A 15,889-nucleotide genomic window follows, 5' to 3' on the forward strand; every position below is an offset into this window, starting at 1 on the left:
GCAATGCAGTCAGGAGAAAACTCGTGATGAAAGATGTATTTACCAACGTTTTGTGCGCAGTCACATTTTCAGGCCTTGGCCTAAGTCTGATTGGTCCGGCAATGGCGCAGGATAGCGCAGATACGACCCTGGCGATCTCTATCGCCGGTCCCGCCGTCAATGGACAAGACTATGATCGTGTCACGATCACATCGGGTACAGCGTTGACCATCGTCGCATCAGAGCCGGTCGCACAGGAATGTATGGCCGGATCGCGCAACCAGAATACTGCGCATTTCGGGCGCAATGGGCCTTTGACAGCGCGCGAGTTCGAAATGGCCAAGACCGCCTGGTCCTATTTCGAGACGTTTTATCAGCCGGAAACCGGTCTGGTGAATGCGGTCGGAAACTTCCCTTCGACAACCCTTTGGGACACTGCATCCTATATCAGCGCCATGGTTGCGGCCTACGAGCTGTGTGTGATCGATAAAAGAGAACTTGATGACCGCGCGACCCGTATCCTGAATACGCTGCGCAACCTGCCTTTGTATCGCGGAGAAGCGCCCAACAAAGTGTATCACGCTGCAACCGGCGAAATGGTCAACTACGCGAACCAGCCGGGTGAGATTGGTATGTCCGCAAATGATATCGGCCGCCTTCTGGTCTGGCTGCGCATTCTCAAGGAACGCCACCCGCATCTTGCAAACAGCGTCGACAACGTTCCGATGCGTTGGAATTTTTGCAATTTGGTAAATGAAGATGGCCGTATGTTCGGCTCGTTCACACAAGGCAATGGCGACACACGCTATGTGCAAGAAGGCCGTCTTGGCTATGAGGAGTATGCCGCGAAAGGGTTCGCTCTTTGGGGGTTCGACGTCGCACGTGCGATGTCGCCAGAACCATTGGAGTATGCCTATATTTATGACGTGCGTGTGCCATATGACGGGCGCGATCCACGTGTCTTCAAAAGCCAGAACTATGTTCTGACCGAAGGCTACATTCTTGATGGGCTAGAGCTTGGCTGGGATCTGCCCACCGACCAGACAAACGACAATATGGTCGCAAGCAACGGCTGGCGGGCAGAATTTGCCAACCGGATCTATCTTGTCCAGCAGCGTCGGTTTGAACGGACGGGCATCATCACCGCACGATCAGAGCATCAGGTCGAAGGCAGCCCTTACTTTGTCTATGACAGCATCTTTGCCGATGGCTATGCGTGGAACACGCTAGACCCAACTGGCGCGTATCAACCCGATCGCGCCGCTGTGTCCGCGAAGGCTGCTGTTGGTTTGTGGGCGCTTTGGGATACGCCGTATACCGACCTGCTATTTGAGACTGTTGCAGACCTGTCAGTGCCGGATCGCGGGTTCTACGAGGGCCTTTATGAGAACGGGAACGGGTTCATTCCGCTGCAAACGGCAAATAACAACGGGGTTATTTTGGCGGCGCTTCTGTACAAGGTGCAGGGACCAATCTTGCAGCACGTGAACCAGAACACACAAGTCTGGGACACGGCTTTTGTTGGAACCGATATTCGCGCAAACAAGTGCCATCCCAACCCTGCCGTTGAAGAAATCCCCTGCTGTGCCTGCGCAAACCGCAACACGGTCAGACCTGTCATTCCGGTTGAGGAATTCCTCTATTGCCGTCCCGTAGTGGCAGGAGGCGAAGTCGCTGCCACTGCATGCAGTACCCAAGAACACAAGCTGGAACCGCTGCAAGTAAGGCAGGTGCTGCCACAAAGCTGCCCTGCATCGGGGGTAAGCCGATGAGCACCGCTTCTAAACCACGTTTGGTCTGGTTTGATGCAAACCGCGTTTTTGCAGCCTTCGGCGTCGTCCTTATTCACAGCTCGACTGATTTTGGCGGGCAGGCATTTCCGGGCGCGACCGAAGGAGAAAGGGTCATTCCTGTCTTCATGCGATCACTCGGCGAGTTTTCGGGTTCTGAGATGTTTTTCATGTTTTCGTTGTTTCTTATGGCGATGCGTGTGGACAAGAAGATGCCGCATTATGGCAGTGTCATTTCTACGCAGGCCCAGAGGCTACTTGTCCCATTCTTGTTCTGGGCTGTGTTTTACGCATTCTTCCGGCTGCTGAAGGCAGATGCCTTCAACTATGCGCCCTACATCTGGGAGCAGCTTGGGCAAGCCCAGTCCTGGTTGGGTTATCTGATCTTGGGCAAGTCCCAATATCACATGCATTTTCTGCCAACGCTTTTTGCGCTTTTCCTTTTCTACCCCGTCATGCGGGCCGCAACACGCTATCCCGTTCTTGGTCTGACAGTGGTGATCACCATCGGTGTGATGAATAATGCGCAAGCGTTCATATGGGGTTTGGACGTTGATCCAACGCTGCGTGACTACATTCTGCGTGCGATCAAGGTTTTCGGCTACGTCGGGTACGGTATGGCGGCCTTTGCCATCTATGGGCTTTGGAATGATGGCATCCCGCGCGGCGAAGCGCGCCTGATCCGCCGGGTTGGATTCTACTTTGCCGCACTGGCGTATCTCGCAACCTTGCCCTTTTTCTATACCGCGTTTGATACCGGATCATGGGGTGTGCGCAGTGGCTGGGATTTTTACGGCCACTTCCTGATGCCGATCTTTGTCTTCTTCATCTTCATTGGCGGGCAGTATCTGCAATGGTCTGCCAAGTGGAGCGAACTGGCGCGCTATACCTTCGGTGTCTATCTTGTGCATCCGTTTGTGATCGACCTGTACGACATTGCGGTTTTCACAACCGGGATTTCACAGTTCATGGACCCTTGGATGATCGTCATTGCACGGTTTGCCGTCGCGCTGCCGTTGTCATTTGCTGTCACGATTGGGCTGTCAAAATTTCAACCTCTGGCTTGGACGATTGGTCTGGGTCCAACCCCTTGGGAACTTCTGAAATCCCGCAAGTCAGCGATGGCCATTTGAATGGACGACTATTTCCTCAAGTTTGAAGACCGGACACCGGAGCCCCCACTGCCATATTCGGCACCGCGTGAGCTGCTTTGGCAGGCACTCGCGACGATCGCCTTGGTCGTCGGCGCATGGTACATTTGGTGGCGCTGGACAGCGTCCCTCAATACCGAGGCGATGTGGTTCGCGGTCCCGCTCGCCATCGCCGAAACCTGTGCATATATCGGGTTGATCCTTTTCGTCTTCAATCTTTGGAAAGACGAACCCATTGAGATCCTGGCCCCTCCGGCATGCCTCAATGATATTTCGCCTGATCACCCCGAGGGCGACCGCCCCTTGGCTGTGGATATCATGTTCGCAACCTATAACGAGGATCCGGCACTGGTGCGCCTTGGTCTGCGCGACGCCAAGAAGATCACATACCCCCATGCAATCGACATTCGTATTCATGTGCTTGACGACGGACGCCGCGCAGAGATGCGTCGCGTCGCCGAAGCAGAAGGTGTCAACTATATTACGCGCACCACAAACGAAGGCTTTAAGGCCGGTAGTCTGCGGCATGCGATGGAACAGACATCGGGTGACCTGCTGATCATCTGCGACGCCGACACACGGCCGTTTCCCACAATACTTGAAAACACTTTGGGGTACTTCAGTGATCCCAAGATGGCGTGGGTTCAAACACCGCAGTGGTTCTATGACCTGCCAGAGGGTGAACCCCTTGATGCAGCCCTGAACCGACGCTTTGGTGCAAGAGCAGCCACAGCCGGCCGCATGATCCAGAAAGTCGTCGGACCAATCCGGATCGGCGCCGATCCTTTTGTGTCCGACCCCAAGATGTTTTACGACATCATCCAGCGCCGCAGGAACTGGGCGAATGCCTCTTTCTGCTGTGGTGCAGGGTCCATCCACCGTCGCGAAGCCGTCATGGAAGCCGCGTTGCGCAGCTTTGGCGCAAAGGTTGAAACCCGCGCCCACGCCACAGAAGAGGTTGTTACGGTCTCAAGCAAAGAACGCGAGATCGCCCCGGACCTGATGGATGCGATCCGCACAGAAGCGGCGACCACCGAAATCCTGACGCCATACCGTTTTCATGTCTCAGAAGATATCTACACCTCGATCGTGATGCATGCAGACCGCGCGCGCGGGTGGAAGTCCAAGATGCACCCAATCGTGGAAAGCAAAATGCTTTCACCGCAAGACCTGCTAACGTGGACCACACAGCGCTACAAATATGCGGGCGGCAGTCTTGATATTCTGATCCATGACAATCCACTCTTTCAACGCGGCCTGACGTTTCCCCAGCGGATGATGTACGCCGCAACGTTCTATTCCTATCTCGCGCCAGTCTGGAACGTGGTCTTTCTGATCAGCCCGATTGTTTATTTGTTCACAGGTATTTCGCCGGTGACGGCTTACTCGGACGCGTTCTTTTGGCACCTGATCCCGTTTCTTGTGACACTGGAACTGGCCATGATGACGGGAACGTGGGGCGTGCCAGGGTATGCGGCAAAGGCCAGCTATCTGTCGTTCTTCCCCCTGGGTCTGCGGGCCATCACATCGGTGCTCAAAGGCAGCCAGATATCTTTCAAGGTCACCCCCAAAGTGCGGCAGTCTGGGAACTTCCTCGCGTTGGTGAAGCCGCAAATCGCTGTCGTCGTTTTGACCGCTGTTGCAGGTCTCTGGGCGATCGGGGCGCTTGTCACAGGCACGACACCGCATTCCGCCACCGGCGTCGTATCAAACATTCTATGGGGTTTTAACAACTGTCTGGCGATGCTGGGCATCATCGGCGCGGCACTTTGGTTGCCCGGCGCGGAAGAAGGAATTGAATAACATGAGCGTTAAAGACAACATCATCAAAGCACGTAGCCATATCATCTTTTTGCTGGCTCTGGCCTGCGGCCTGGGACTGGTTACCGCAATTGATAGCCGTTCGGACGGGGCTGACGAGACACAGAACGCAGGTGGGCAAATGGCACAGTTTGACGATGTCTCACCACTGCCGCTTGCGATCGCGGGGACCTCTTCGCCAGACGACATCGCATATGCGCAGATTGCGTGGCGCTACTTCCAGAACAATACTGACCCCACCACGGGCCTTGTGAATTCGACAGACAATTACCCGTCCACCACGATGTGGGAGACTGGTTCGTATTTCGTCGCAACCATTTCGGCCGAAAGGCTGGGTATCATCGCGCGCAGCGAAGCAGTCGCGCGCATTGGCTTGGCTTTGGAGACTCTCAATGACATCCGGCTGTTTGACGGCATGCTGCCGAACAAGGCTTATAATGTGCGAACCGGAGAATTGGTGAATTACGCCAATGAACCCGTCGCGCGTGGCCTTGGCTGGTCAGCCTTGGACATTGCCCGCATGGTGGCGGCACTTGGCCATGTCGAAGCCAACTATCCCGAACTCGCCCCCCAAACCGCGCGCCTCATCAACCGGTGGCACCTTTCCGAAATGGTTGAAAACGGTCAGCTCATTGGTGGCAATATGATCGAGGGGAACCTGCGACGTGACCAAGAGGGGCGGGTTGGCTACGAGCAATATGCAGCGAAGGCGATGATGCTCTTTGGTTACGACGTCTATAATGCCTATGATGCGGAAAGCCATTTGATGGTGCGTGACGTCGAGGGCCATCCGATCCCGGTCGACACGCGGCTGCATCGTAACGTCACTCCTGCGTTTACAGTCAGCGAGCCCTATCTCTTTGATGGGTTGGAGTTTGGCTTTGACGCGCGGTCTGCACGATTTGCCACTGCGATCTATCGCGCGCAGGAAGCCCGCTATCGTAATTCGGGCATCCTGACGGCTGTGAGCGAGTCTCACATCGATGTGGCCCCATACTTTATCTATTCGTCTGTTTGGGGCGGCGGTGCGCCTTGGGCCGTGATGACATTCAGAGGTGACAGATTGGACAGCAAGCGTACGATCACAACAAAAGTAGCTTTCGCTTGGGACGCACTTTTCGGCACCGATTATACACGTGAACTTGTGGCCGCGATTGCACCTTTGGGTGACACGGAGCGTGGCTGGCCCGAAGGCATTTACGAGATTGATGGCACGACAAACAGCTCGGTGACGGTCAACACAAATGCGGTGGTCTTGGCATCATTGGCGTTTCGCGCACACGGTCCCTTAATCAGGGCAGGGCGATGATCACCCGTCTCTTGCTACATGCGCTTTGGCTCGGTTTAACGGCCTCGTCGTTGCGCGCCGCGCCATGTGTCTCGGACACTTTCGACCGGCCGTTGCCCGGTGCAATGAGCGTCGTATCGCATGTATCAGACGTTCCATCAGCCCAGTTTCCGGCGTTCTGGCAGGACGGAGTCGTCAACGGATATGCCTACACAATATTCGCATCAGCCGAAGGAACATTGCGTCCGACCGACGTCTTTCAGGACTGGGAGATGACAATAACCTGTGACGCGTCTGCGCAAACCTGTGAGATGTCCCGCGTTGGCATCCCCCCTGAAGGTGCAGAGATCGTCGCAAGATCAATTGGCCAATGCCTGCTGGGCGCGGAAGTGGAGACAGCCGCGCCTGTTCCAGTTACTGCTCTTGCTGTTCCAGCCGCAAACCCGGTTAATGCCGCAGTCGCGCCGGATACGATCGGCACAGGCGCAACAACAGCGAAAGTCGTGTGTCGGGCGGCCTCTGTCGTAGAAACCAATGACGTCGCGGCGCTTCAGCGCTTACTGATCATAGCTGGTGAAAACCCGGGGCAGGTCGATGGTGTGCTGGGCCCGAAGTCACTTGCGGCAATTGAAGCATTCTCGCCGGGCGCAAGTGCAAACCGAACTGTGCCTGAAGTGATTGCGCTGCTCGAAACCTACCTTTGTGGCCCTCAGACTGAGTGAGTTGCAGCAAGAAGATCATCGCGGCCGAGGATGTGAACGCCGGACACAATGACCACGCAGCGGTCGGTGGCGCTCAGGTTCTTTGACGACCGCAAGACGTCGTTTCACTTCAATTCAAATACGATGTCAAAAATCTGCTTTCAGAACATAGAGCGCCACTAAAGGTGCGCCATGAATGACAGCTACCCGCTATTGATGGCGAAAAAGCTGCGTATTTTCTGAATGAGAAGAATGCACAGGCGGTGTCCTCCGCGGTTTCAAAACTTGCGGAGAGGTATGATGACATTCACGAAACGAGTAGCTAGTTTTGATGATGCGGTCTGGCCGCAGCTTACATTGGCTTGACGCTTCCGTTTGGCAGTGCCGCGTCGATCATATTGCCCAAAGCGGTCATCGGGACCGATGCAGTGAAAGTCGGCTGTGAGCCCAGTTTAACGGATGCTGCGCCCTTCATGAATGTCCGCTTTGGCGGACGCGCCACGACGGTGGTTGCACTTTGTTTCTTTGTGACTGAAGTTCAAGGACATGCTGTCTGAAACGGATACACCTTTCGCAAAGCTGCCGATCATCGCGCGCCGGCACGTGTATCTCTTTCAAGGTCACCAATTTCTAGACCGTCTTGCCATGGGCATGATCGTTGCCGTGACAGCTCTTGCCCTTCAAGGACGCGGATTGGGTGTTGGTGAGATCGGCGCTCTTTTTGCCGTCTATGCCGCCGTCGCCATGACCGCTGAACTGCCCTTTGGCGGTTTGGCAGATGGGGTGGGCCGCAAGCCGGTCTTTCTGATCGCCACGGTTGCAAGCCTTATGGCCTCTCTCGTATTTATATTGTCCACTGCGTTCTGGCCGCTTGCTGCGTCGTTCGGATTGGTCGGTTTGGGGCGTGCATTGCGGTCGGGAACGCTCGACGCTTGGTATGTAGAAGAACTGAATGTTCGCGCACCCGGTGTCGAAATCCAACCCTTCCTTGCGCGTGCGCAGACAGCAAATTTTGCGGGTCTCGGGTTTGGGGCGATTGTTGGCGGTTTTCTTCCTGCCCTTGTCTCAGGTAATGATCCTTCCGACCCATTGGTCGGCCGCACAGTCTATGACGTGTCGTATGCTGCGGGAATTTTGCTCACGCTCGTGGTGTTTGCGTACACGGTCATTTTCATCCGTGAACCGGCTCGCCCTATAAATGGGTCAGTCGTTCTGCGTGCGATACGCGCCGTACCGGGCGCAATCAGTGACGGTGCCCGGCTCGCGATCTCGCACCGTGCGCTCTTCCTGCTTCTCGCGAGTCTGACTCTTATGCTGTTCGCCACGAATCCTGTCGAGGTGCTCTGGCCGACAGTTGTGCGAACTATGCTCGATCCTGAACGCGCTGCCGCGACAGTGGGACTTTTGACTGCAGGATATTTTTTGGCGATCGCAGTGGGCGCGAGCCTCGCCGGACGGGTTGGCCGCCTCTTTAGGCGCCGTCATGCGGTGACGCTCGCAGCGATCTTTGCTGCGCTCATCGTTTGTCAGATTGCGCTTGCCCTGCAGGCGTCACTCATAGGATTTATCATAGTATTCCTCATTTTCTCCGTATTACTCGGTCTTTCAGAGTCTCCTGCTGCAAGCATCCTGCACGCCTATGCGCCAGACAGCCGCCGGTCTACGATCCTGTCAGTCCAGTCGCTCCTGAAACAGCTAGGTGCGATGGTGGGCTTGCTCGTCTTGGGCTCGGTCGGTGAGACGGAAGGTGTCGGAATTGCTTGGATTACCGGGGTCCTCGGCCTCGCAATCGCTGCAGTTCTTGCGATCTTGCTGGCCCGGGCAATGAAAAGTTAGCAGTTGGCTGATTGTTGCGGCGTCCAAAGCCCAGGTTTGTGCGGTGGCTCTTTCGGACTTGCAACACGCGGACTTTGAAACCAAATCTACGTGTGCCGGTTTAGTCCCGCATGGCGGTCATCGACGATTGCATAGACGGATGTCCGTTATCGATGCCGATAGTCGTCATTGGGCAGGTCATCCCCGAAACTTTTAACTTAACCCGTACTGCACCCCGAGATGGAGCTATTGATTACAGGTCAATGAACCGTACGCGTATGAAAAGATTGCATGATCCCAGACGAACGGATGATGGCGTGCGATACAATCGTGGTGGGTGTTAGCGTCGCGTGCCTATGAACCGTTTCTGATGCAACTTGATGCCAGGAAAGACGATATATGCGCCCAAACCTCAAATAGCTTATTATTTATCAACGCGTTGCGCAGGGAAAGTGGCGGAGAGACAGGGATTCGAACCCTGGGTAGGCTTGCACCCACAACGGTTTTCGAGACCGCCCCGTTCGACCACTCCGGCACCTCTCCGCGGGGGTCAGGGCGGCGTGTTACTGCGGCAGGCGCGCCCGTGCAAGACCCAAAGCACGGATTGCTGACAATTACGTGGGGGGCCTTGGCAAAGACCGCTCAGGGTGCGTAACTTTCACATAAGCTTTTGGATTGATAGGATACCGCATGTTCCGTTTTGCCGCCCCCCTTGCTTTTGCCGCGACCCTCGCCGTCGCACCGCTTTGGGCGCAGGGGCGTGATGCCGACAAAGTCGATCAGCTGTTCGATGCGCTTGGCATGCCCCAGCTGATCGAAATCATGCGCGAAGAGGGGCTGGCCTATGGCGAGACGCTGGCTACTGATATGCTGCCGGGCGGGCGGTCTGCGGAATGGTCGATGGCGGTCTCTGCGATCTATGATGTCGAGATGATGACCGAAGAGGTCCGCGGCGTTCTGGGCGAGGCGCTTGAGGGCGATGATGTTGATGCGATGCTTGCGTTTTTCACCTCGGAGCAGGGCGTGCGGATTGTCGGGCTTGAAATCAGCGCCCGCCGCGCGTTGCTTGACGACGCGGTTGAAGAGGCCAGCAAAGAGAATGCGGCAATTGCAATGATGGATGAGACGCCGCGATTCCAGATGGTGCAGGATTTTATCGACGCCAACGATCTGATCGAGGCCAATGTGATCGGTGCGCTTAATTCCAACTATGCCTTCTACACCGGTTTGATCGATGGCGGCGCAATGCCCGCTGGCATCACCCTTGAAACCGCCTTGCAGGATGTCTGGGCGCAGGAGCCGATGGTGCGCGCCGATACGATCGAGTGGCTTTTTTCGTTTCTTTTGATGGCCTATCAGCCGCTGTCGGATGAGGAGTTGGAAGCCTATCTTGCGTTTTCACGCAGTGATGCGGGGCAGGATATGACCAATGCGCTGTTTGAAGCGTTCAACGGAATGTTCGACGATATTTCCCGTGCACTCGGTCTGGCCTCTTCACGCTTTATGTTGACGCAAGAACTGTGACCAGCACCTCTTGGAATCGCTGAGTGGCAGGTTATGCTGGCACCGTCATATCGAATAGAGGAGCCTGTCTTGCCTGCTTTTAAACCCGCCTTTTTTGCTCTTTTCCTGCTGGCCGCCTGCGATCAGACCGCAGCGATTGCCCCGCAGCCGGATTTGCCCGCTGATGATCCGCGTCAGGCAGAACTGCTTGCAGCAGAGTGCACGATCTATTTTGCGGCGGTGGTAAAGCTGGAAGCGGAAGGGCGCGCGCCAAGCGGCAACCCCTCACGTGGCTGTCCTGCAGAAGCGGCCGGGATTGCGGCCGATATCAATCCGATGGTCAGCGTACCATCAGTGACACCGGGGTATCCGCAGACGCTGTATAATCGCATGCTCGCGCGCGGCATCCCTGCCGATTTGGCTGATGATATCGCAAAATCCAAGGCTTTCTGGGATCTGGTGGCCAAGCGGGACAGCTTGCTGGCAGGGTTCTAGCCCCCATAGACCATCAGTGCTGTCACTAAGGCGCCCGGATTGGCCTGATACAGCCCGATATTGGATTGCAGTTGAATAATACGGGCAGGGCGGTCACGCGGCGGAATACCGGCGGCATCCATTGCATCCGTCAGCGTGGGCCCGCCACCTGACCCGATATCTGCAATAATCGCATCGAAGTTCGATTTGACGATGACTTCGACAGTGCCGCGCCGCTGCGCATAGGTGGCATTGTCGAAAAGTGTCGTTGCCCCTGACACTGGCCATAGCAAGGGATTGCCAAGGTGCCCGCTGTCTTGTGCGCAGGCCGATGTCAGGACGGTTGCGAAAACGAGCCAGCGCATGGGAATTAATCCTTCTTTTTATGTTGACTTACGGGGGTATTGGTCAGATATAGCGCGGACTCTGCAAGAGGATTGCAGGGTGATATGCGAAAACTCGCCCACGGGCGCGCTGTCCACAGGTACCAAACGCCGGATGAAACCGGGGCCTCAGCGACGCGAAAGATAAAGGAATTACATATGTTTGCGGTTCTCAAAACCGGCGGCAAGCAGTACAAAGTGGCCTCTGGCGACGTACTTCGTGTCGAAAAGCTTGCAGCAAAAGCAGGCGACAAAGTTCAATTCAACGAGATTCTGATGGTCGGTTCCACAGTGGGCACACCCACCGTTGAAGGCGCAGGCGTTCAAGCCGAAGTCATCGACCAGATAAAAGGCGAAAAGACGATCAACTTCGTCAAGCGCCGCCGTAAGCACGGCAGCCAGCGCACCAAAGGCCACCGTCAGCAACTGACACTGGTCCGTATCGCCGAGATCCTTGAAAAAGGGGCTGACAAGTCCGGCGTTATGGCCGCAGTTTCTGGCGCAGGTATCGCGCATGTAACTGGCGCAAACGGCGCACCAACATCCAAGAAAGCGGCTGCGGCTGCTGCGCGTGCATCAACACCCAAGGCTGAAAATCCAAAGGCGGCACCGAAAGCGAAAGCAGAGCCAAAAGCGGCTGCTGGCGCGGATGATCTGAAAAAGCTGTCCGGCGTTGGTCCGGCACTTGAGAAAAAGCTGCATGAAGCTGGCGTGACAACATTCGCCCAGATCGCAGCATGGACGGAAGCTGATGTGGCTGCTATGGACGAGAAACTGTCGTTCAAGGGCCGTATCGAACGTGAAGGCTGGATCGCGCAAGCGGTTGAGCTGGCAAAAGGCTAAGGAGAGACCAAATGGCACATAAAAAAGCAGGCGGTTCATCCCGTAACGGACGCGACTCAGCTGGTCGTCGTCTTGGTGTAAAGAAGTACGGCGGCGAAGCTGTCGTTCCCGGTAACATCATCATGCGTCAGCGTGGCACAAAGATGTGGCCAGGCATGGGCGTTGGCATGGGCAAGGATCACACGATCTTTGCAACCGTTGATGGCGCTGTGAAGTTCCACAAAGGCCTCAAGGGCCGCACCTTTATTTCGGTTCTCCCAGTGGCGGAGGCCGCTGAGTAAGCCGAAAATTCCAAGTCAAGATATTGGGGGATCGGCGAAAGCCGATCCCTTTTTTTGTTCATATTTCTGCCATCAAATGAATTTAGACGGTGGCACAGATGCAGTTGTTTTCGGGGAGGGAAACAATGAGACATGAAGAGATTACCGTTCAGGACACGATAGAGGCGGCACGTTTCGTGCTGCGCCCGTGCCGCAAGTCTGACGCGGGTCTGATCGCGATGTATGCGGGTGATGACCGTGTTGCGCGCGGTACCCGTGCCATGCCCCATCCGCTGCCCCCCGGATCGGTTGAGGCGATGATCGAACGCGCCAGCCAGCCTGAGCGGAGCGAAGATATCTGGGTCATCGATGGCTCTGCCCATGGCCATGCCGAAGCGCTTGGCCTCATTAGCCTTGAGCGCATGGACCGCGATCAGTCAGAGATCTTCTATTGGATTGCCCCTGCCTTTTGGAACACAGGTTTTGCCACCGAAGCCGTACGCGCCTTGATCGCCGCGAACCCGCATCGCTCTGACCGGATATTTGCAGAGGTCTTTCAGGACAACCCGCAGTCAGCCCGTGTGCTGACCAACTGCGGTTTTGATTATCTGGGCGATGCAGAGGCGTTTTCCGTCTCGCGCAATGCGACGGTGCCGACATGGACCTACACATTGAAAATCGGAAAGTAACCGTTCCCACGCTGCGGAGCGCGCGGCTGGTGCTGCGCGATCTGCGACCTGATGATCTGGATGCCGTGACCCTGCTTGCCAATGATTTTGAAGTCAGCAAGTGGCTGGTCCCGGTGCCCTTTCCTTATGCCCGCGCAGATGCCGATGATTTCCTGCGGATGGACATTACGGGTGAGCTTGGCCTGCTTTGGGTCATCCTGCGCGATGATGTGCTGATTGGTGTCGTCTCAACCGGGAAGGAACTGGGGTATTGGCTCGGCCAGCCGTTCTGGGGGCAGGGCTATATGACCGAGGCGGCGCAGGCAGCTGTCGATCACAGCTTTGCCGCGTTCAATATGGACAAGATGCATTCGAGCCATTTCACCGAAAACCACGGATCGCGCCGGGTGCTGGAGAAACTGGGCTTTCTGGATGTCGGCGGCCATGTTCACTTCTCGAATGCGCGGCAGGCAGATGTGCCGGGCCGGTCGATGCTCTTGACCCGCGACAGATGGGTGGCGCTCCAAGATGTCTGACCTCACCTATCGCGCCATCGCCCCAGATGATTTCGAGGCCGTCCATGCCATCGCAAGCCATTGGTCCGTTGTCCGCCAGCTGGGCAGCTGGCCTTGGCCCCCGGCACCAGACTTCACCCGGACGCGCTGCACCCCCTACAAGGGCGAAGGTTTTGTCTGGGCAGTGTATCAGGACCACCAGCTGATCGGCACCATTGGCGCGACGGAAGGCATCATCGGCTATATGTTTGCCCCCGCAGTGCACGGGCAAGGGGATCGGGACGCGGGTGGCCCGCGATGCCATCGCCAAGGCGTTTGAGGTCTGTGATTGGAACGTCCTTGTCGCCTCAACCTGGCATGACAATCCGGCGTCCGCCGCAGTGCTGCGTAAATGCGGCTTTCAGCACTGGCAGACCCACTATGAACGCAGCGTCGCGCGTCGTGTCCCGACGCTTTTGCATCAGCATCGCCTGATGCGCACCCGCTGGGACCGCTTGAGAACTGTCGCGCAGTAGTTTATCGCGCTCATGAACAGCCTTGGAAGGCCCAACACATGAAGTTTCTCGATCTCGCAAAGGTCTATATCCGCTCCGGTGCCGGTGGTGCGGGGTGCATCTCGTTCCGGCGCGAGAAGTTCATGGAATATGGCGGCCCTGACGGGGGCGATGGCGGCCGCGGCGGCGATGTGGTGGTTGAGGCCGTTGAGGGCCTGAATACGCTCATCGATTTCCGTTACCAGCAGCACTTTTTCGCAACCAACGGCCAGCACGGTATGGGCAGCCAGCGGACCGGGAAAGACGGTGAAACCAAGGTCTTGCGTGTGCCGGTCGGCACCGAGATCATTGATGAAGATGAGGAAACGGTGATCGCTGACCTCACCGAAGTAGGCCAGAAGATCGTGATTGCCAAAGGCGGCAATGGTGGCTGGGGCAACCTGCGTTTCAAGACCGCAACGAACCAGGCGCCCCGTCGCGCCAATCCGGGCCAAGAAGCGATTGAGCGCACGATCTGGCTACGCCTGAAACTGATCGCGGATGTGGGTTTGCTGGGGATGCCCAATGCGGGCAAATCAACCTTTCTTGCGGCCACATCAAACGCACGGCCCAAGGTCGCTGACTATCCCTTCACAACGCTGATCCCGAATCTGGGTGTTGTCGGGATTGATGAGGTCGAATTTGTCGTGGCCGATATTCCCGGCCTCATTGAAGGCGCAAGTGAGGGGCGCGGGTTGGGTGATATGTTCCTTGGCCACGTGGAACGCTGTGCGGTGCTGCTACACCTGATTGACGGCACGTCAGGCGATCCGGCGGGCGACCTGACGACGATCATTAAAGAACTTGAGGCCTATGGTGGTGCGCTTGCCGACAAGCCGCGCATCACGGTGCTGAATAAAATCGACGCCCTCGACGAAGAAGAGCGCATTTTCCTGCGCGATGAAATTGCTGCGGTGGCCGAGGGTCCCGTCATGATGATGTCGGGTGTCAGCCGCGAGGGTATCCCCGAAGTGCTGCGTGCCTTGCGGGCCGAGATTGACGACAACCGCCTGCGCCACCGTAAAGCGGAGGAGCAGGACGAAGGCGAGGATGCGCCATGGCAACCCTGACGGCGTCCAAGCGCCTTGTTGTCAAAATCGGTTCGGCGCTGCTTGTTGATGCGGCCACCGGCGCGCTGCGACAGGACTGGCTGACTTCACTGGCTGACGATGTGGCGCGCATACGTGCGCGCGGGACGGATGTGATTATCGTCTCGTCCGGGTCTATCGCCTTGGGGCGGGGTATTCTTGGCCTGCCACTGACCTCGCTTGCGCTGGAGCAATCGCAGGCGGCCGCCGCTGTCGGCCAGATCCGTCTGGCGCGCGCCTATGAAGAGGCCTTAACGCCGCATGGCATTATCACCGGACAAGTGCTTGTCACGCTTGAAGATTCTCAAGATCGTCGGCGGTATCTGAATAGCCGCGCCACGATGGAAACCATGCTTGGCCTTGGCGTAACCCCGATCGTGAATGAGAACGATACGATCGCGACCGACGAAATCCGCTATGGCGATAACGACCGGTTGGCGGCACAGGTGGCCGTGACGGTCGGGGCCGACCAACTGGTGCTTTTGTCAGATGTTGACGGGCTCTATACCGCCAATCCAAAGATTGATAGCGCGGCAAAACACCTTGATATCGTTGAAAAATTAACGCCTGAAATCGAAGCGATGGCCGGTGACGCCGGATCGGGCCTGTCCAAAGGCGGCATGATCACCAAACTGATTGCGGCGCGCATCGCGACCGAGGCGGGCTGTGCCATGGCCATCGCCTTGGGCACCGCATTGAACCCGCTTGCCAAGCTTGAAGATGGGGCAAAGGCCACATGGTTTGCCGCCCAAACGGATCCGCAGGCGGCACGCAAACGCTGGATTTCGGCCATGAAGCCGCGCGGCACTGTGACGGTGGACGCGGGCGCACAAGATGCGCTGCACCACGGCAAGAGCCTGCTGCCCGCCGGTGTGACGCAGATCAGCGGCAGTTTCGGTCGCGGCGAGGTGGTGACAGTCGTCGACGCTGCCGGTGTGACGCTGGGCCAGGGCCTGATCCGGTATACCAGCGCCGAGGCGCGCCAGATTATGGGCCGCCGCTCGGCGGAGATTGTCGAAATTCTGGGCTATGATGGCCGCGCGGCACTGGTGCACCGCGACGATATGGTGCTGTAAG

At 56.9% G+C, this 15,889-nt stretch carries 18 protein-coding genes and 1 tRNA gene; 17 read left to right on the forward strand and 2 right to left on the reverse strand.

Annotation, left to right across the window (positions count from 1 at the left end; translation table 11 throughout):
* The first annotated feature begins 26 nt into the window (after window positions 1-26).
* From B0B09_RS03415 to B0B09_RS03445, 7 genes are all read left to right on the forward strand, one after another.
* Window positions 27-1,751, forward strand: coding sequence for a DUF3131 domain-containing protein (locus B0B09_RS03415; protein WP_076658374.1), 1,725 nt, complete (start codon window positions 27-29; stop codon window positions 1,749-1,751).
* Entirely contained in the window at window positions 1,748-2,902 is a 1,155-nt protein-coding gene (locus B0B09_RS03420) for an acyltransferase (RefSeq protein ID WP_076658375.1), read from the forward strand. The genes B0B09_RS03415 and B0B09_RS03420 overlap by 4 nt, the downstream gene beginning before the upstream one ends.
* A complete protein-coding gene (locus B0B09_RS03425; protein WP_076658376.1) occupies window positions 2,903-4,723 on the forward strand; it encodes a glycosyltransferase in 1,821 nt (606 codons plus the stop codon). It abuts the gene before it with no gap.
* Between the two features lies 1 nt (window position 4,724).
* On the forward strand, window positions 4,725-6,050 hold the full coding sequence (locus B0B09_RS03430; protein ID WP_076658377.1) for a DUF3131 domain-containing protein: 1,326 nt from the start codon (window positions 4,725-4,727) through the stop codon (window positions 6,048-6,050).
* A complete protein-coding gene (locus B0B09_RS03435) occupies window positions 6,047-6,751 on the forward strand; it encodes a peptidoglycan-binding domain-containing protein (RefSeq protein WP_076658378.1) in 705 nt (234 codons plus the stop codon). The genes B0B09_RS03430 and B0B09_RS03435 overlap by 4 nt, the downstream gene beginning before the upstream one ends.
* Window positions 6,752-7,092: 341 nt before the next feature.
* Window positions 7,093-7,287: a hypothetical protein gene (locus B0B09_RS03440; RefSeq protein ID WP_076658379.1), complete on the forward strand. Its 195-nt coding sequence runs from the start codon at window positions 7,093-7,095 to the stop codon at window positions 7,285-7,287.
* Window positions 7,277-8,566 (forward strand): MFS transporter, encoded by a 1,290-nt coding sequence (locus B0B09_RS03445; protein WP_076658380.1) that lies wholly within the window; start codon window positions 7,277-7,279, stop codon window positions 8,564-8,566. The genes B0B09_RS03440 and B0B09_RS03445 overlap by 11 nt, the downstream gene beginning before the upstream one ends.
* 432 nt (window positions 8,567-8,998) lie before the next feature.
* Here B0B09_RS03445 and B0B09_RS03450 read toward each other — a convergent pair.
* A tRNA-Ser gene (locus B0B09_RS03450) sits at window positions 8,999-9,088 on the reverse strand.
* A 147-nt stretch (window positions 9,089-9,235) separates the two neighbouring features.
* On the opposite strand from B0B09_RS03450, the gene B0B09_RS03455 reads away from it, so the two are divergent.
* Together B0B09_RS03455 and B0B09_RS03460 are read left to right on the forward strand one after the other, a co-directional pair.
* The gene (locus B0B09_RS03455) at window positions 9,236-10,069 is read left to right on the forward strand and encodes a DUF2059 domain-containing protein (protein ID WP_076658381.1); all 834 of its coding nucleotides are present in this window, start codon (window positions 9,236-9,238) and stop codon (window positions 10,067-10,069) included.
* A 69-nt stretch (window positions 10,070-10,138) separates the two neighbouring features.
* Entirely contained in the window at window positions 10,139-10,543 is a 405-nt protein-coding gene (locus B0B09_RS03460; protein ID WP_076658382.1) for a hypothetical protein, read from the forward strand.
* Here B0B09_RS03460 and B0B09_RS03465 read toward each other — a convergent pair.
* Complete coding sequence (locus tag B0B09_RS03465) at window positions 10,540-10,887, reverse strand: hypothetical protein (protein ID WP_076658383.1); 348 nt, start codon at window positions 10,885-10,887, stop codon at window positions 10,540-10,542. The genes B0B09_RS03460 and B0B09_RS03465 overlap by 4 nt on opposite strands.
* A 177-nt stretch (window positions 10,888-11,064) precedes the next feature.
* On the opposite strand from B0B09_RS03465, the gene B0B09_RS03470 reads away from it, so the two are divergent.
* From B0B09_RS03470 to proB, 8 genes are all read left to right on the forward strand, one after another.
* Complete coding sequence (locus B0B09_RS03470) at window positions 11,065-11,748, forward strand: 50S ribosomal protein L21 (RefSeq protein ID WP_076658384.1); 684 nt, start codon at window positions 11,065-11,067, stop codon at window positions 11,746-11,748.
* An 11-nt stretch (window positions 11,749-11,759) separates the two neighbouring features.
* Window positions 11,760-12,029: a 50S ribosomal protein L27 gene (gene rpmA, locus B0B09_RS03475; RefSeq protein WP_055292758.1), complete on the forward strand. Its 270-nt coding sequence runs from the start codon at window positions 11,760-11,762 to the stop codon at window positions 12,027-12,029.
* A gap of 125 nt (window positions 12,030-12,154) precedes the next feature.
* Window positions 12,155-12,697 carry a GNAT family N-acetyltransferase gene (locus B0B09_RS03480; protein ID WP_055293380.1) on the forward strand — a complete coding sequence of 181 codons (543 nt, stop codon included), beginning with the start codon at window positions 12,155-12,157 and terminating at the stop codon, window positions 12,695-12,697.
* Complete coding sequence (locus B0B09_RS03485; protein WP_076658385.1) at window positions 12,667-13,212, forward strand: GNAT family N-acetyltransferase; 546 nt, start codon at window positions 12,667-12,669, stop codon at window positions 13,210-13,212. Before B0B09_RS03480 ends, B0B09_RS03485 begins: the two co-directional genes overlap by 31 nt.
* Complete coding sequence (locus tag B0B09_RS03490) at window positions 13,205-13,510, forward strand: GNAT family N-acetyltransferase (RefSeq protein WP_076658386.1); 306 nt, start codon at window positions 13,205-13,207, stop codon at window positions 13,508-13,510. Before B0B09_RS03485 ends, B0B09_RS03490 begins: the two co-directional genes overlap by 8 nt.
* Window positions 13,479-13,706, forward strand: a complete 228-nt coding sequence (locus B0B09_RS18210; RefSeq protein ID WP_375342212.1) for a GNAT family N-acetyltransferase — start codon at window positions 13,479-13,481, stop codon at window positions 13,704-13,706. The genes B0B09_RS03490 and B0B09_RS18210 overlap by 32 nt, the downstream gene beginning before the upstream one ends.
* A gap of 38 nt (window positions 13,707-13,744) precedes the next feature.
* On the forward strand, window positions 13,745-14,794 hold the full coding sequence (gene obgE / locus B0B09_RS03500; protein ID WP_055292761.1) for a GTPase ObgE: 1,050 nt from the start codon (window positions 13,745-13,747) through the stop codon (window positions 14,792-14,794).
* Window positions 14,782-15,888 carry a glutamate 5-kinase gene (gene proB / locus B0B09_RS03505; protein WP_076658388.1) on the forward strand — a complete coding sequence of 369 codons (1,107 nt, stop codon included), beginning with the start codon at window positions 14,782-14,784 and terminating at the stop codon, window positions 15,886-15,888. Before obgE ends, proB begins: the two co-directional genes overlap by 13 nt.
* Window position 15,889: the final 1 nt, after the last annotated feature.

The sequence above is a fragment of the Yoonia rosea genome, assembly GCF_900156505.1.
GTDB classification, from domain to species: Bacteria; Pseudomonadota; Alphaproteobacteria; order Rhodobacterales; family Rhodobacteraceae; genus Yoonia; species Yoonia rosea.

Excerpts from the sequence above, each read along its gene's own strand:
- B0B09_RS03445 (WP_076658380.1), top strand. The coding sequence starts at position 7,277 with ATGCTGTCTGAAACGGATACACCTTTCGCAAAGCTGCCGATCATCGCG.
- B0B09_RS03455 (WP_076658381.1), top strand. The coding sequence starts at position 9,236 with ATGTTCCGTTTTGCCGCCCCCCTTGCTTTTGCCGCGACCCTCGCCGTC.
- obgE (WP_055292761.1), top strand. The coding sequence starts at position 13,745 with ATGAAGTTTCTCGATCTCGCAAAGGTCTATATCCGCTCCGGTGCCGGT.
- B0B09_RS03465 (WP_076658383.1), bottom strand. The coding sequence starts at position 10,887 with ATGCGCTGGCTCGTTTTCGCAACCGTCCTGACATCGGCCTGCGCACAA.
- B0B09_RS03435 (WP_076658378.1), top strand. The coding sequence starts at position 6,047 with ATGATCACCCGTCTCTTGCTACATGCGCTTTGGCTCGGTTTAACGGCC.
- B0B09_RS03425 (WP_076658376.1), top strand. The coding sequence starts at position 2,903 with ATGGACGACTATTTCCTCAAGTTTGAAGACCGGACACCGGAGCCCCCA.
- B0B09_RS03420 (WP_076658375.1), top strand. The coding sequence starts at position 1,748 with ATGAGCACCGCTTCTAAACCACGTTTGGTCTGGTTTGATGCAAACCGC.
- B0B09_RS03430 (WP_076658377.1), top strand. The coding sequence starts at position 4,725 with ATGAGCGTTAAAGACAACATCATCAAAGCACGTAGCCATATCATCTTT.
- B0B09_RS03470 (WP_076658384.1), top strand. The coding sequence starts at position 11,065 with ATGTTTGCGGTTCTCAAAACCGGCGGCAAGCAGTACAAAGTGGCCTCT.
- rpmA (WP_055292758.1), top strand. The coding sequence starts at position 11,760 with ATGGCACATAAAAAAGCAGGCGGTTCATCCCGTAACGGACGCGACTCA.
- B0B09_RS03415 (WP_076658374.1), top strand. The coding sequence starts at position 27 with ATGAAAGATGTATTTACCAACGTTTTGTGCGCAGTCACATTTTCAGGC.
- proB (WP_076658388.1), top strand. The coding sequence starts at position 14,782 with ATGGCAACCCTGACGGCGTCCAAGCGCCTTGTTGTCAAAATCGGTTCG.
- B0B09_RS03485 (WP_076658385.1), top strand. The coding sequence starts at position 12,667 with ATGGACCTACACATTGAAAATCGGAAAGTAACCGTTCCCACGCTGCGG.
- B0B09_RS03490 (WP_076658386.1), top strand. The coding sequence starts at position 13,205 with ATGTCTGACCTCACCTATCGCGCCATCGCCCCAGATGATTTCGAGGCC.
- B0B09_RS03480 (WP_055293380.1), top strand. The coding sequence starts at position 12,155 with ATGAGACATGAAGAGATTACCGTTCAGGACACGATAGAGGCGGCACGT.